Here is a 14,175-nt window from a genome sequence, read left to right on the forward strand (position 1 = left end):
TTAGTCGATGGTGTGGGAAGCAGATTCTTCTTTCTTTTTCTGCTTTAACAGCCTGAGCCGCTCTTCCATATGCGCCGTGGAGGACATATCGGGCTCCTCTTGAACCGGCGTTTCCTCTCTGCGGTTCCACGTTTTCATCTGCTGCCGGATATCTGCCGCTTTTTCCTTTGTCTCAAGCTCCATCAGTTCCAGTTCCTGGTCCGCCTGGCGGTGTCTCATCTCCTGAAACAGCAGATCCAGCTCCTTCAGCTGCTCTTCTGCCTCTTCCCGCACGCGCTTCGTTTTGTCCGCCTGACTCCGGAGCGCTTCCGTTTCCCGCTCCAGGTAGCGCATCATGTCACTTTCCTCCGCCTCTTCAGCGAGCTGGTATTCGTATGTCCTTTCCGCGAGCTGAACATCCAGCTCATCTTCCTTTTTACGAAGCATGCGGACACGCTCTTTCTGCTCACGAAGCTGCTTTTCTGCACTTGTCAGATTCGCCTGCTCCGGACGTGCTTCTGAAAACGGCACTTCCTCTTTTTTCTGCTGTACGCGTTCCCAGTCCTCTTTCATTACCTGTTTCATCCGTTCCCATAGGTTACTCATAGTGGAATTCCCCTTTCCTGTTCCAGCTCCGGTAGACGACATAAAGAAAATACAGTGCAGCTAGTCCGATCAGTGCAGAGCTCGTGCCGAGCATCAGTGTAATGGTAATGACTGCAAGCACAACCCATGCCGCTTTTGCACCGGTAGATCTGCTTTCCTGAAATCGTGTGTACGATACGTACAAAAGCCAGGCTCCAAGTACGAACAACAGCATCGGTCCGAGCTGGCTGAGCACGATAAGTCCTGCAATAACGGCCGCCAGCAGTATAACTACTTTCATGTGACTTCCTCCCTTCGAATGTACCTTTAGTTTACCGCGGTCACAGTTTTCCGGTAATGTGCTGCCGCCGTATTTCTGCTAGGACCCGGGGCGTACTGCGGAGCAGGTCCTGCGCCGTTCAAGTAGATGGGACGGTCGCTGCTTAAATTGCCTGCTGCCGCTTCTGCAGCTCCGGCCTGCATTCTAGCACGGAAGAGAGCCGCTCCTGTCCGCTGTCTGTCGGGAGCGGGGTACGGATTGGAGGAGAGGGGCGCCGGAAGTTGCGGCAGCCGGTGGTCCGATGGCCTGGAAAGTTGGTTCGATAAGGCACGGCACGCGTTTCGATTTGGGCTGAAGATGGTCCGATAGAATGGACTTGGTCCGGAGAAGGCCGCTTCTGTTCCGCCAGGGGGCTGCGGTGTTCCGATAACGAGCCATGCTGGTCCGCTGGCTGCTGTTCCTGGTCCGGTGTTTTCGAATGACATCAAACTGCCGCTTCGAAGCGTTCGGCAGAGAAAACGGTGGTATTCGTTCTCCGCTTGGGGAAGCAGTCATGCAAACAGCGCCCGGCTTGAAATGCTGCAGCCCCTGGCATGCCTGCTTGGAGGAGGCTTTGGATTTCATACATTCTTATTAGTGCAAAAGAACCGCCTTCCATGTGGAAGACGGCCTTTGAAGAATGATTATTGATTTTGTTCCTTCCGGATCTGCTGCTGAAGCAGGTTACGGAGTTTCATGGTACCTGGAAAGCTGCTTCCTGTCGTTCTGCCGTTGATTTCACAGACCGGGGCAGCTTCAAGTGTTGTCGACGTGATAAAGACTTCCTCTGCATCAAACAGTGCATCGGTGGTGAACGTTTCTTCGACTACCGGAATGTCTGCCTCTGCAGCTGCCCGGATGATCCGGTCCCGCGTGATGCCGTGTAAAATTCCTTCCGTCGCCGGGTGTGTGTACAGCGTCCCGCTGCGGAGGAGAAACACGTTCGTGCTGGACCCTTCCGTGACGATTCCGTCCCGGATGAGCAGTGCTTCTCTCGCTCCCTGCTCGACTGCCTCCTGCTTCGCGAGAACGTTCGGCAGCAGGTTCAGCGATTTAATCCAGCACTGAGTCCACCGCTTATCTTCTGTCGTAATTACACGGATTCCGTTCTCCTGCTCTTCTTCCGGAAGCACCCGTGCCGGGGACACGATAATACTGAGCGCCGGGCGGTCCTCCTTGGGAAAAGCGTGATTTCTTGGATGAATGCCCCGTGTAATCTGCAGGTAAATCTCCGCTTCTTCTCCGCCCGAGCGCTCGAGCGCTTCAAGAAGAAGTGCTTCAAGCTCTTCCCTCGGCATCGGCAGCGTCAGCCGCACTGCGGCGGCACTTTTCTCCAGCCGGTCCAGGTGATCTTCCATTGCGAATGGCATGCCGCTGTATACCCGGATCACTTCGTAAATGCCATCGCCGAACTGATGCCCGCGTTCCTGAATCGGGATCACCGCTGTATCCGGATCAATAAACGAGCCGTTGTACCATGCGGTCATTTTCATGACTGCTTCAATTCCTGAATGCGTGCTTCCACATTCTTACGCTGCTCCAGGTACTCGGTTTCTTTCTTTCGTTCTTCTTCGACGACCTTTGCCGGAGCTTTGGCGGTAAACCCTTCGTTGGAAAGTTTTTTCTGGACGCGGGTGACTTCACCGTCCAGCCGCTTTTTCTCTCCTTCGAGCCGTTCGATTTCTGCATCGATATCCAGAAGACCTTCCAGCGGCATGTACAGTTCTACGCCGGCAAGAATCGAAGACATCGCTTTTTCCGGCACCTCCACGTTTGTATCGAGCGTCAGCGTCGACGGGTTGCAGAACTTCTCCAGATACGCACGGCCGCGCTCGAGCTGGTCGAGCACTTCCGGGCTGCCCGCTTTTACAATCAGCTGAATCTCACGTGACATCGGCACGTTTAATTCCGAGCGTGTGTTCCGCACCGAGCGGATGATTTCCTGAAGCAGCTCCATGTCTGAACGGGATTGACTGCTGCTGTATTCGTTCTCCTCCGGCCAGGCTGCTGTCGTGATCGACGGACCTTCGTGCGGAAGGTGCTGCCAGACTTCTTCGGTGATGAACGGCATAAACGGATGCAGCAGCCGCATCGTCCGGTCCAGGACATAGGCGAGTACGGAGCGTGTTGTATGCTTGGCGTTCTCATCCTCTCCATTCAGCGGAAGCTTTGCCATTTCAATATACCAGTCACAGAAATCGTCCCAGATAAAGTTGTACAGCGCTCGGCCGACTTCGCCGAATTCATACTGTTCGATGAATTTCGTGACGTGCGTAATCGTTTCGTTCAGACGGGTCAGAATCCACTCATCGGCGATCGTTTTCTCTCCGCTGATGTCGATCTCCTCATAGGTCAATCCGTCCAGATTCATGAGTGCAAACCGGGAGGCATTCCAGATTTTATTCCCGAAATTCCAGTTGGCTTCGACTTTATCCCAGTAAAAACGGAGGTCATTCCCCGGTGTACTTCCTGTAGAAAGGAAGAAACGGAGCGCATCGGCACCGTATTTATCGATGACATCCATCGGATCGACACCATTGCCGAGCGACTTACTCATCTTTCTGCCTTCGGAATCGCGGACGAGTCCGTGGATCAGAACATCTTTAAACGGACGCTGTCCTGTGAAATGCTGGCCCTGGAAAATCATCCGTGCGACCCAGAAGTAAATGATATCGTAGCCGGTAACGAGCGCATCGGTCGGATAATACCGCTTAAAATCATCGGACTGCTCATCCGGCCAGCCCATCGTAGAAAACGGCCATAGTGCAGAAGAGAACCACGTATCCAGCACATCGTCATCCTGTTCCCAGTTTTCCGGATCTTCCGGTGCGTTTCTGCCGACATACAGCTCGCCGGTTTCTTTGTGGTACCAGGCAGGAATGCGGTGGCCCCACCAGAGCTGCCTGGAAATGCACCAGTCCCGGATATTTTCAATCCAGTGAAGGTACGTTTTCTCAAAACGGTCCGGAACGAAGTGGACTTTCTCTTCTTCTTTCTGCAGCTGAATCGCCTGTTCCGCAAGCGGCTCCATTTTAACGAACCACTGCGTTGACAGGTACGGCTCGACGACTGCGCCGCTCCGCTCGGAGTGTCCGACGCTGTGGTCATGGTCTTCAATGTCAAAGAGAATTCCCGCTTCCTGCAGGTCTTTCGTAATCTGCTTCCGGCAGGCGAACCGGTCGAGCCCTTCATATTTACCGGCGTTTTCATTCATGACGCCGGACTCATCCATGACGAGCACACGCTCCAGAGCGTGCCGTGTGCCGATGTCAAAGTCGTTCGGATCATGCGCCGGCGTAATTTTGACGGCTCCGGAGCCGAAGTCCTGATCCACGTAATCATCAGCAACGATGGGAATGCGGCGGCCGATAATCGGCAGTTCCACCGTTTTACCGATCAGATGGCTGTAGCGCTCGTCTTCCGGATGAACGGCGACAGCCGTATCCCCGAGCATCGTTTCCGGACGCGTCGTCGCCACTTCAATATGACCGCTTCCGTCTGCGAGTGGATAGCGCATGTGGTAAAACGCACCTTTGACATCTTTGTAAATAACCTCAATGTCGGAAAGAGCCGTCTGCGTCGACGGATCCCAGTTTATAATGTACTCGCCGCGGTAGATCAGCCCTTCTTCATAAAGTCGGACAAACACTTCTTTTACCGCGTCGGACAAGCCGTCATCCAGCGTGAAACGTTCCCTGGAGTAATCGAGGGAAAGTCCCATTTTCGCCCACTGGCTGCGGATAAACGAGGCGTACTCTTCTTTCCAATCCCAGCTCCGTTCTAAAAACGCTTCCCGGCCGAGGCCGGACAATGTCAGTCCTTCTTCACGGAGTTTGCCGGCCACTTTGGCCTGCGTGGCAATGCCGGCATGATCCATTCCAGGCAGCCACAGTGCATCATAGCCCTGCATCCGCTTGGTTCGCACGAGAATGTCCTGCAGGGTCGTATCCCACGCATGGCCGAGGTGCAGTCTCCCTGTCACGTTCGGCGGTGGAATTACGACCGTATACGCTTCTTTCTCTTTGTCTTTTCCTGCTTCAAAGAACCCGTTATCCACCCAGTACTGATACCATTTTGCTTCTGTTTCCTGAGGGTTGTATTTTGGTGCCATCGATATATCCTGCTGTTCCATTTCTCCTGCCTCCTTCAAAAATTGCATACAAAAAGCCCTCCTGCGTCAAAGGACGAAGAGGGCTGGTTATCCCCGCGGTACCACCTTTGTTTACAGCGCTGCACGCTGTACACTCCCGGCCGTAACGTGGCTGAACCGGCAGCAGGTACTCCATTCCCCGCTGCAGCTCCGGGGCGACCTTCCTGCATTCCTTCCGGGACAGCCTTTCAGCGGCCATCCGGCCGGCGGTCCTCTCTGTCAGAATTCCAGCAGTACTCTTCCCCTTCTTCGCTGTTCTCTATCCGTATTTTACAATGCCCCTGCCCGGGAATCAACCTTCTTCCTGCTGCTTTTGAAAAAGCGTCAGAAAGTGGGCATGATTTCTCCGTTTGTTCTGCGGAAGCGCATCGAGTTTGAACCAGTCAAGTGCTTCGGTTTCCTCATCGCCTTCAGAAAGCGGCTGTTCCGGATCGAGGGCGGTATACAGCGCCGTTACCGCATAGTACGGATCGCCGTTCGGCGCGGTAACGAAATAGTCCTCTCCGCTGAAAACGTTGAATAGCTGCAGTTCCGCCGGATCAAGTGCCACCCCTGTCTCTTCTTTCATCTCCCGGACTGCAGTCTCTTCAAAACGCTCTCCAAGCTCCATTAACCCCCCGGGAAGTCCCCACTCCCCGTCATCCCGTTTCTGCAGCAGCACTTCATTTCGTTCTGCATTATACAAAATGATGCACGAGCCCGGCAGCAGAAGTGGGTACTGGCCGACGTTTTTACGCAGATATTGATAATAACTTCCCATCTGGATATCCCTCCCAATTATCGCTGTACAAACTTCATCCTGCTGCTTTCTTATGCTACACTGAATCTGGAAGGAGGGAAACCTTATGTCTCAGACACTCGATGGTTCGATGAAACCGCTCGCAGAATGGGCGGAAGTGCAGGATGACCGCATCGCAGCGGCGGCCGTTGCCTACGGAGTCGAGGAAACGCTCGATGAACTTTTGAAAACGTGGATGCATCAGGCATTTCAAGCTGACCTGTCTTCCGATCTGAAGCTGTGGGACCTTCTCTTTACACTGTTTGAACAGGAGAACATTCATCCGGAAGAAGGAGAACGGCGAAAACTGAATGTGCTCGAGCCTGAAGCGAAAAGAGCCGTTGCAGCTTACAGCTATGCAGAACTGCCTCTTCCCTTTACCGCACAGCTGATCCAGTCCGGTGAAACGGAAACCGAAACACGCATCATTCAGTCGCTTCAATACATACGCACCTGCTTTCCAGAGGATTAGGAGGAAACCGATCAATGATGTGCCGCGACTGCTCTGCCATGCTTCTCCGATATATGCAGAATCCCGAAGCTTACCCCGACTGCAGGAGGCACCTCAGCCAATGTGCCTCCTGCAGGGAAGCCTACGATGATGTCCGCAGGCAGCACCGGGCATTTTACCAGGAGGGCCGGTTTGCCAAAAAAGGAGCCGCTTATCAGCTGAAAGAAAGCATTCCCGAAGGCTTCAACCGGACGAATGCACAAAAAACTTACCTCAAATGGCTGAAACTCAGCCCGATCCTGCTCCTGCCTCTTTTGGTTGCCGCCCTCTTTCTGTTTTATCCCCAGGCGTATTACTGGGCGGCGGATTACACCCCGCTCGACTACGACCCGCTCGAACGGATGCAGGCAGAAGGCATCATCGTGGACGCCTCCGCCGAAGCGGAAACGGAAGAGGTTATCGTCCGGCTGACCGAAGTGGCTGCCGATGAAAACCAGACACACGTGTATTTCGAAATGGAATCTGTAAACGGAGAGGATATCTACGAACCGTTTATTTATTTTTCAGCCGTGGAAGTAGAAAACTCATCAGAACTGTGGCCTGATCACGCTTCCGGTGATGGCATGATGAATATCGAAGGGATGGAGACGATTTCTCAGGAAAACGGCGTTCACCGTGGGCGGATTATGTACCCGCCGATCAATGGAGAGAAGGAAACGGTGGAAATGCGCTTCATTTCCGCTGCGAAAAACGTCGCTGACCATCCCGAGGACCGGGCGGTGGATGAAATCCCCCTTGACGTGTCACTGGAAGAAGAGATCATCAAACAACCGGTGGACGTGTATACGCTCCCGGATGCGGAGATTTCCGGCGAAGCAGGGACCATTACTCTTGAAGAGATGTACGTCGGCCCAACGAGCACACGGATTACGTATGAACGAAGCAGGGCGGAGGCCCGTTCCGATATGCCACAGAACCACATGGAGCGGTTTATTCCCTATGAAGCTGAGGTTAAGGGCACGACGTTTTCTCTGCTTGAAACGTATCAAGTTCTTTCACGGGATGATGGAAAAGAGGCATTTTATTTAGAAAGTACGATGTATCATGATAACGAGCCACTCTCCTTTCAGCTGGGGAACTACCTTTTATATCATCGGGGAACGCATCTGGAAGAAGAGATTGCAGAAGAAGATACTGAGGGGTTTTATGACGTGCCGTACGGCCGGGTGCATTTTTATAAAGACACCAATGAAACCGGGGAAACACTCGTTGTAGAGGTAGAAGAGGCCGAACGGAACCGCTTTGGCAATTTTCAATTTCAACTGCAGGACGGGACCTCCTCTTTACCCGTCCAGCACGACGACCAAAGCGCGTATTTCACGACGATTGACGGGGAAGAAATCGACCAGGAAAGCATATACAGCCTTTCTGCAATGGAGCGGGTAAACATGCTCAATCATCTTACCCGCTTTACATTTGAGCTGAACCCGTCCCGGTCCGATACACTTACGCTGATCAATTCCCACTACGTAGAACTGATCGAGCGGGAAGAGGAAATGACTATCGAAGCAGAACCGTATACGCATAACTAAAAGAACTGCCTCCCAAAAATGGGGGCAGTTCCTTCTTTACACGCTGGTTTCCCGGGCGATTGCTTCAAAAGCACGGTCTGCTGCTTCAAGTGTCTGCTTAATATCCTCTTCGGTATGCGAAGTGGAGAGAAACAACCCTTCAAATTGGGACGGCGGAACGGATACGCCGTTTTCCAGCATCTTATTGAAGTACTGCTTAAACATTTCGAGATCCGATGTTTTTGCGGATTCGAAGTCACGGACTTTCTCGTTCGTGAAGAAAAAGCCGACCATCGATCCGGCGCGGGTCGTCCAGTGCGGAATGCCGTGTTTCTCCGCTTTATCCGCCAGACCTTTTTCCAGCATGTCACCGATTTTATCAAAATAGCGGTAGCTGTCCGGTGTCAGCTGACGAATAGTTTCATAGCCGGCAGCCATCGCAAGCGGATTTCCGGAGAGTGTCCCTGCCTGGTAGATCGTTCCCGCAGGTGCAATCATTTCCATGATTTCTCTTTTTCCGCCGAACGCTCCTGCCGGCAGACCGCCGCCGATAACTTTACCGAGACAGGTTAGATCCGGCGTGACACCGAGTTCCCCCTGTGCACAGTTGTACCCGACACGGAAGCCGGTCATCACTTCATCAAAAATGAGAAGGGATCCATATTCTTCTGTAATGCGCCGCAGTTCTTCCAGGAACCCTTCCTCTGGACGCACAACACCCATGTTACCTGTGACCGGTTCAAGAATGACGCCTGCGATCTCATGACCGAATTTTTCAAATGCGAGTCTCAGGCTTTCCGGGTCGTTGTAAGGCACCGTCAGCGTATTAGCCGCCGTTGATGCCGGTACGCCGGGGCTGTCGGGAAGACCGAGCGTTGCCACACCGGAGCCTGCTTTAATTAGAAGGGAGTCTCCGTGACCGTGGTAGCACCCCTCAAATTTAAGAATTTTATCCCGGCCGGTGTAGCCGCGTGCGAGACGAAGTGCACTCATTGTTGCTTCCGTACCGGAGCTGACCATACGCACGACTTCTACAGAAGGCACGCGCTCGATAACGAGCTCTGCAAGCTTGGTTTCCAGCTCATGTGGCGCTCCAAAGCTTGTCCCTTTTTCGGTCTGTGCTTTTACCGCTTCCACGACAGCCGGATCGGCATGTCCATGAATGAGCGGACCCCAGGAGAGAACATAGTCGATGTACTCATTGCCGTCCATATCCCACAGCCGCGGCCCTTTTCCTTGTTCAAAATAGACCGGATCGCGGCCGACGGAGTTAAACGCACGTACCGGACTGTTCACGCCGCCCGGCATCAGTGGTTTCGCACGTTCAAATGCTTCCGAAGATTTTTCCCAGTTCATCGAATCACCTCAGTTAGTAGTATCGTTTAACCAGCTGCACGCGTCTTTGGCATGGTAAGTTAAAATAAGATCCGCGCCCGCGCGCTTCATACTCGTCAGTTTTTCCAGAACGATTTCCCGTTCATTCACCCAGCCGTTCTCCGCGGCCGCTTTCACCATGGAATATTCTCCACTGACATTGTATGCCACAATCGGCAGCTGCTGCGCTTCACGGACTTCCCGGATTACATCGAGATAGGAGAGCGCCGGCTTGACGATTAGAAAATCTGCTCCCTCTTCCTTATCGGACTGTGCTTCACGAAGGGCCTCCCTCCGATTTGCCGGGTCCATCTGATACGTTTTCCGGTCTCCGGATTTCGGAGAAGAATGGGCTGCATCACGGAATGGTCCGTAAAACGCCGAAGCGTATTTGACTGAATAGCTCATCACAGGCACGTTGGTGTAGCCCGCATGGTCCAGTCCCTCACGGATAGCTGCTGTAAAACCGTCCATCATGTTCGACGGTGCGATAATGTCCGCTCCCGCTTCCGCCTGGGATACAGCCGCTTTCGTAAGCAGCTCCAGGGATTCATCATTTAAAATTTCGCCGTCCTTGACGACTCCGCAGTGACCGTGGTCGGTAAACTGGCAGAGACACGTATCTGCGATCAGCGTAAGCGCTGGAAAACGGGCTTTCAGCTGACGAAGTGCCCGCTGTACGATACCGGCACTGTCGTAGGCGCTTGAGCCGATATCGTCTTTTTCAGCCGGTACACCGAATAAAATGACCGATTGAATACCGAGATCCACGGCTTCTTGAATTTCCTCCTCCACGCGGTCAAGAGACCACTGATAAATACCGGGCATGGACGGAATTGGATTTTTCGTATCCTCCCCTTCCACTACAAATACCGGGTAGATAAAATCTTCTTCCCGCAGATGCGTTTCCCGGACGAGCGCTCTCATACCCGGCGTCTGCCGGAGCCGCCGGTGACGGTTGAATGATGATGTCATGTCGCAGAACTCCTTTTTTCAAAAAGTAACTCAATCAATGTTTCCGTATCGGGTTCTTCCGGTACACAGTATTCATTCGTGCTCCAGGAAGTGAAAGCTTCTTCAGTCACACGGCCGATGCAGCCGGCGAGAAGGTGCGGAGGCAGGCCGTCCGGCAGCAGTTCCATGCATGCCTGAACGGCCGAAGGACTGTACAGCAGGATGGCATCCGCATTCTGTACTTCCCGCTCCAGCCGGCCCGCTGCCGACGGATCCGTTACCGTATCATACACAACAGGGGCTTCCACTTCACAGCCGCATGCTGCAAGTTCCCTTACCAGCACCGGGCGTGCCCGGGCGCTCCGCGGGTAAAGGATCCGGCTGCCGGACGCTTCCCGGCACAGTACTGCTGCAAGACCTTCCGCATCTGCTTCTGTCCCCGGCGGAAGCAGGGTTACCGGATAGCCGGCTGCCTGCGCCGCATCTGCTGTTTTTTTACCGACACAGGCGACCTTTTCTCCCTGCCATGGCCGGATTCTTCGCCACTGAGCCACACTGTTCACACTCGTAAACACAAGCCAGTCCGCAGGTCCCGGCAGAAAGTCAGGCCTCTTACCCGCTATACGGATAACCGGGAGATCAATACTCGTTCCACCGCGGGACTCAACGGCCTTTCTTACCGGGCCCAGCTGATGCGCGGCCCGTGTGTTGATGATCCGCACGGTCGTCACCTCACGATTCGTTTTCCAGATCTTCTTTTACTTTATCCAGTACTTCCTTTGCGCCTTCAGCAAGCATTTTCTCTGCCGCTTCCCGGCCGATCTGTACCGGATCATCGCCGGTAATCTGTTCTTTAAATACCTGCTTGCCATCCGGCGATGCGACAAGCGCCGTCAGTGCTACCTGGTTGCTTTCCGTCAGCGTTGCATAGCCGGCAATCGGCACCTGACAGCCGCCTTCGACTGTATGGAGAAACGAACGCTCGGCAGCTGTCGTCCGCTTCGTTACCGGATCGTCGATTTTCTGAAGCAGCTCGAGAAGCTCTGTATCATCTTCGCGGCATTCGATGCCGAGAGCTCCCTGGCCGACAGCAGGCAGACACGTTTCCGGCGGCAGAAATTCCGACACGATGGAAGGATCCCAGCCGACCCGCTTAAGCCCGGCTGCAGCAAGAATGATCGCGTCGAAATTTTCTTCGCGGCATTTACGCAGACGCGTTTCAATGTTGCCGCGGATCCACTGAATCTGAATATCCGGACGCTGCATGAGAACCATCGCCCCGCGGCGCAGGCTGCTCGTTCCTACAACAGCTCCCTCCGGCAGGGCGAGAAGCTTCACCCCGCTGTTGGAAATAAACGCATCACGGGGATCCTCGCGCTCCGGTACGGCACCGACAGTCAGTCCCTCAGCAATCTCCGAAGGAAGGTCTTTCATACTGTGTACGGCCATATCAATCTCTTTATCGTACATCGCCTGCTCGATCTCTTTGACGAACAGCCCTTTGCCGCCAACTTTAGACAGCGTGACATCAAGAATTTTATCTCCTTTCGTCACTATTTCTTTAATTTCAAATTCGTAGGGCACGCCCAGTTGTTTAAACTGATCAATCACCCATTTTGTTTGTGTCATCGCCAGATTGCTCCGGCGGGAACCGATTACTATTTTACGCATAAGTGCCTCCTTCATCTGCTTATCCGCCCATAAAATACCGGACGATTTCAGAGATGATGCTCGAATTACCAACGTCTATTGTAGCATGATACGAAAACTCCCGTCACCAGATGTGGAAACGGGAGAAAACGCTGGATAGAAAATAATTGATCAGCAGCAGTAAAAATGCCGCTGTGTTTAACAAAGCCAGGCTGTAACCCCGCATGCCGGCAATGCGGTACTGGACGAGAAAGACGCCGTATACGATAAGTACGAGAAACGACGATACGATTTTTAAATCGAACCACGGAATTTCCCCTACAGTGACAGACGCCCAGATCATTCCGAGAATAAGTCCTGTAAATAAGAGCGGCACACCGGTAAGAGACGCAAAGTAAGCGTTCCGCTGCAGGTCGGATAAGGTGCCGAACCGGTCCATCCACCGGCCCCACTTTTTCTTTTTCAAAAGCTTGTGCTGCGCAATGTATAAAAGCGAAAAAACGAATGAAATCGTAAACGCTGCGTAGGACAGCAGCAGAAGTCCCACATGAACGATGAGAAATTCTGTAATTAACACCGATGCAAGCGCCGGAGAAATATCCTCTGCAGGCGCAATCATACTGATCGCCAGAAGAATGAATCCAATGGCATTGATGAAAAGCATCAGCGCGTTCATTTTCAGAATTCTGTTTAACACAAGCGATACGCTGACCAGAATCCACGCATACACAAACATGCCTTCCAGAGAGGTCATGAGCGGCAGACGGTCGAGAAGCAGGTAGCGGAGAAGAAACAGAACGAGCTGAAGCCCCCAGACAATACTAAGCAACCAGAAGGCCGCTTTGTTGACCTTCTGGTTGTTCTGCATGAAATCAATGAAATAGCCGAGGACGCTCAGCGAATAAAAAACGAGGATGAGGAAATAAAGTGCACCAATCATCGCACCAGCGTCCGGATCAGTTCTTCTTTCCGGGCTTCCAGTTTCGTCTTCCGCTTCTCGATACTGAATTCACGTTCTGCTTTATCAATCCGGATATTGTGGGTCAATGGCGATTCTTCATCGTCCATATGATCTTCCAGCCCGAATACTTTTGTCATATACTCCAGAAGCTCCTCCGGATTTTCTTCCCCGGGGATCTCTTTCAGTGCCGTGATCGGATCACGGAGCATCTGGTTAATAATGCTCTTCATATGCTTGCGGATGACTTTTTTCTCCCGTTCGCTCATATCGGAGAGTTTTCGTTCGAGACTCGCCATCGTTTCTTCCTGGACACTGGAAGCTTTTTGACGGAGTGCTGTGATTACCGGCACGACACCGAGTGTGTCCAGCCACTGACTGAAGGCCACGAGCTCTTCTTCGATCATCAGCTCGATTTTTTCTGCTTCTTCTCTTCGCTCTTCCAGGTTCGCGTTTACGATTCCCTGAAGGTCATCGATGTCGTAGAGATACACATCGTCAAGTTCAGCAAGCTCCGGATCCAGATCGCGCGGAACCGCAATATCAACGAGAAAAAGCGGTCTGCCGCGGCGTTTTTTGATAAGCGACGACACATTTTCACGGGTAAGCACGTAATTGTTCGAACCGGTGGAACTGATAAGAATGTCTGTATACTGCAGCGATTCCTCCAGTGCTTCCATGCTTTCCGCTTTTCCGGAGAAGCGCTCGGCAAGCTCTGCCGCCCGGCTTTTTGTACGGTTCATCACTGTAATGTCCGATACGCCGCTGGATGTGAGGTGCCTGGCTGTCAGTTCGCTCATTTTACCGGCGCCCATAACAAGCACTTTTTTATCCTCAAACCCACCGAAAATTTTGCGGCCGAGTTCCACCGCTGCGTAGCTGACGGATACCGCATTTTCACCGATCTTCGTTTCGGAATGACCCCGTTTAGCAACTGTTACCGCCTGGCGGAACAGCTGATTGAATACCGTACCGGTCGTTCCGGCTTTTCTCGCAAGTTCGAAACTCTCACGGACCTGTCCAAGAATCTGTGTTTCGCCGAGAACCATGGAATCAAGACCGCAGGACACACGGAAAAGGTGCTCAATGGCATGTTCATCCTCGCGCACCTGGAGATAATGGCTGAATTCCTCTTTCGGAATGCCGAACCATTCCTGTAAAAATAATTTTGTATAATAGCGCCCGGTATGGAGCTGGTCGGCTACGACGTAAAGCTCCGTCCGGTTACAAGTAGATACCAGTACACATTCAAGAATACTCTTTGAATGCCGCAGCTGCTCAAGTGCTGCTTCGAGATCATCCTGAAACGTAAATTTCTCTCGAATTTCGACTGGCGTTGATTTATAATTCAAACTAGTAACTAGGATATGCATGCTGCGGGTTCACCCCCCTGAATTAACCGTTCC

13 protein-coding genes and 1 other annotated feature are annotated in these 14,175 nt (G+C 52.7%); of the genes, 2 read left to right on the top strand and 11 right to left on the bottom strand.

Translation table 11 applies throughout. The features are described from left to right. The 5 genes from C6I21_RS12225 to C6I21_RS12245 form a co-directional block, all read right to left on the bottom strand. Positions 1-585 (bottom strand): hypothetical protein, encoded by a 585-nt coding sequence (locus C6I21_RS12225; RefSeq protein WP_105959766.1) that lies wholly within the window; start codon positions 583-585, stop codon positions 1-3. After that, on the bottom strand, positions 578-865 hold the full coding sequence (locus C6I21_RS12230) for a lmo0954 family membrane protein (protein ID WP_105959767.1): 288 nt from the start codon (positions 863-865) through the stop codon (positions 578-580). Before C6I21_RS12230 ends, C6I21_RS12225 begins: the two co-directional genes overlap by 8 nt. Before the next feature lie 662 nt (positions 866-1,527). After that, a complete protein-coding gene (gene dat / locus C6I21_RS12235; protein WP_181186235.1) occupies positions 1,528-2,370 on the bottom strand; it encodes a D-amino-acid transaminase in 843 nt (280 codons plus the stop codon). Positions 2,371-2,372: 2 nt separating this feature from the next. Beyond that, positions 2,373-5,015 carry a valine--tRNA ligase gene (locus C6I21_RS12240; protein ID WP_105959827.1) on the bottom strand — a complete coding sequence of 881 codons (2,643 nt, stop codon included), beginning with the start codon at positions 5,013-5,015 and terminating at the stop codon, positions 2,373-2,375. 45 nt (positions 5,016-5,060) lie between these two features. Next, positions 5,061-5,292, bottom strand: a binding site (T-box leader). A gap of 33 nt (positions 5,293-5,325) precedes the next feature. Continuing rightward, positions 5,326-5,793, bottom strand: coding sequence for an NUDIX hydrolase (locus C6I21_RS12245; protein WP_105959769.1), 468 nt, complete (start codon positions 5,791-5,793; stop codon positions 5,326-5,328). An 85-nt stretch (positions 5,794-5,878) separates the two neighbouring features. On the opposite strand from C6I21_RS12245, the gene C6I21_RS12250 reads away from it, so the two are divergent. Then, positions 5,879-6,283 (top strand): hypothetical protein, encoded by a 405-nt coding sequence (locus C6I21_RS12250; protein WP_105959770.1) that lies wholly within the window; start codon positions 5,879-5,881, stop codon positions 6,281-6,283. A 14-nt stretch (positions 6,284-6,297) separates the two neighbouring features. After that, on the top strand, positions 6,298-7,854 hold the full coding sequence (locus tag C6I21_RS12255; protein WP_105959771.1) for a hypothetical protein: 1,557 nt from the start codon (positions 6,298-6,300) through the stop codon (positions 7,852-7,854). 36 nt (positions 7,855-7,890) lie between these two features. Here the strand turns inward: C6I21_RS12255 and hemL are convergent, their stop codons facing one another. The 6 genes from hemL to hemA form a co-directional block, all read right to left on the bottom strand. Further along, on the bottom strand, positions 7,891-9,189 hold the full coding sequence (gene hemL / locus C6I21_RS12260; protein ID WP_105959772.1) for a glutamate-1-semialdehyde 2,1-aminomutase: 1,299 nt from the start codon (positions 9,187-9,189) through the stop codon (positions 7,891-7,893). A gap of 9 nt (positions 9,190-9,198) precedes the next feature. After that, on the bottom strand, positions 9,199-10,182 hold the full coding sequence (gene hemB / locus C6I21_RS12265) for a porphobilinogen synthase (protein ID WP_105959773.1): 984 nt from the start codon (positions 10,180-10,182) through the stop codon (positions 9,199-9,201). Then, a complete protein-coding gene (locus tag C6I21_RS12270) occupies positions 10,179-10,892 on the bottom strand; it encodes a uroporphyrinogen-III synthase (RefSeq protein ID WP_181186236.1) in 714 nt (237 codons plus the stop codon). The genes hemB and C6I21_RS12270 overlap by 4 nt, the downstream gene beginning before the upstream one ends. Position 10,893: 1 nt before the next feature. Then, positions 10,894-11,832: a hydroxymethylbilane synthase gene (gene hemC / locus C6I21_RS12275; protein ID WP_105959775.1), complete on the bottom strand. Its 939-nt coding sequence runs from the start codon at positions 11,830-11,832 to the stop codon at positions 10,894-10,896. A gap of 103 nt (positions 11,833-11,935) precedes the next feature. Continuing rightward, entirely contained in the window at positions 11,936-12,751 is an 816-nt protein-coding gene (locus C6I21_RS12280; protein ID WP_105959776.1) for a cytochrome C assembly family protein, read from the bottom strand. Next, positions 12,748-14,142, bottom strand: a complete 1,395-nt coding sequence (gene hemA, locus C6I21_RS12285; protein ID WP_105959777.1) for a glutamyl-tRNA reductase — start codon at positions 14,140-14,142, stop codon at positions 12,748-12,750. Before hemA ends, C6I21_RS12280 begins: the two co-directional genes overlap by 4 nt. Positions 14,143-14,175: the final 33 nt, after the last annotated feature.

Origin of the sequence: Alkalicoccus urumqiensis (genome assembly GCF_002993335.1) — a bacterium.
Lineage (GTDB): Bacteria > Bacillota > Bacilli > Bacillales > Salisediminibacteriaceae > Alkalicoccus > Alkalicoccus urumqiensis.

Bases quoted from the DNA above. Each gene is read 5' to 3' on its own strand.
- C6I21_RS12245 (WP_105959769.1), bottom strand. From the start codon at position 5,793: ATGGGAAGTTATTATCAATATCTGCGTAAAAACGTCGGCCAGTACCCA.
- C6I21_RS12280 (WP_105959776.1), bottom strand. From the start codon at position 12,751: ATGATTGGTGCACTTTATTTCCTCATCCTCGTTTTTTATTCGCTGAGC.
- C6I21_RS12240 (WP_105959827.1), bottom strand. From the start codon at position 5,015: ATGGAACAGCAGGATATATCGATGGCACCAAAATACAACCCTCAGGAA.
- C6I21_RS12225 (WP_105959766.1), bottom strand. From the start codon at position 585: ATGAGTAACCTATGGGAACGGATGAAACAGGTAATGAAAGAGGACTGG.
- C6I21_RS12230 (WP_105959767.1), bottom strand. From the start codon at position 865: ATGAAAGTAGTTATACTGCTGGCGGCCGTTATTGCAGGACTTATCGTG.
- hemA (WP_105959777.1), bottom strand. From the start codon at position 14,142: ATGCATATCCTAGTTACTAGTTTGAATTATAAATCAACGCCAGTCGAA.
- hemL (WP_105959772.1), bottom strand. From the start codon at position 9,189: ATGAACTGGGAAAAATCTTCGGAAGCATTTGAACGTGCGAAACCACTG.
- C6I21_RS12255 (WP_105959771.1), top strand. From the start codon at position 6,298: ATGATGTGCCGCGACTGCTCTGCCATGCTTCTCCGATATATGCAGAAT.
- C6I21_RS12250 (WP_105959770.1), top strand. From the start codon at position 5,879: ATGTCTCAGACACTCGATGGTTCGATGAAACCGCTCGCAGAATGGGCG.
- dat (WP_181186235.1), bottom strand. From the start codon at position 2,370: ATGACCGCATGGTACAACGGCTCGTTTATTGATCCGGATACAGCGGTG.
- hemC (WP_105959775.1), bottom strand. From the start codon at position 11,832: ATGCGTAAAATAGTAATCGGTTCCCGCCGGAGCAATCTGGCGATGACA.
- hemB (WP_105959773.1), bottom strand. From the start codon at position 10,182: ATGACATCATCATTCAACCGTCACCGGCGGCTCCGGCAGACGCCGGGT.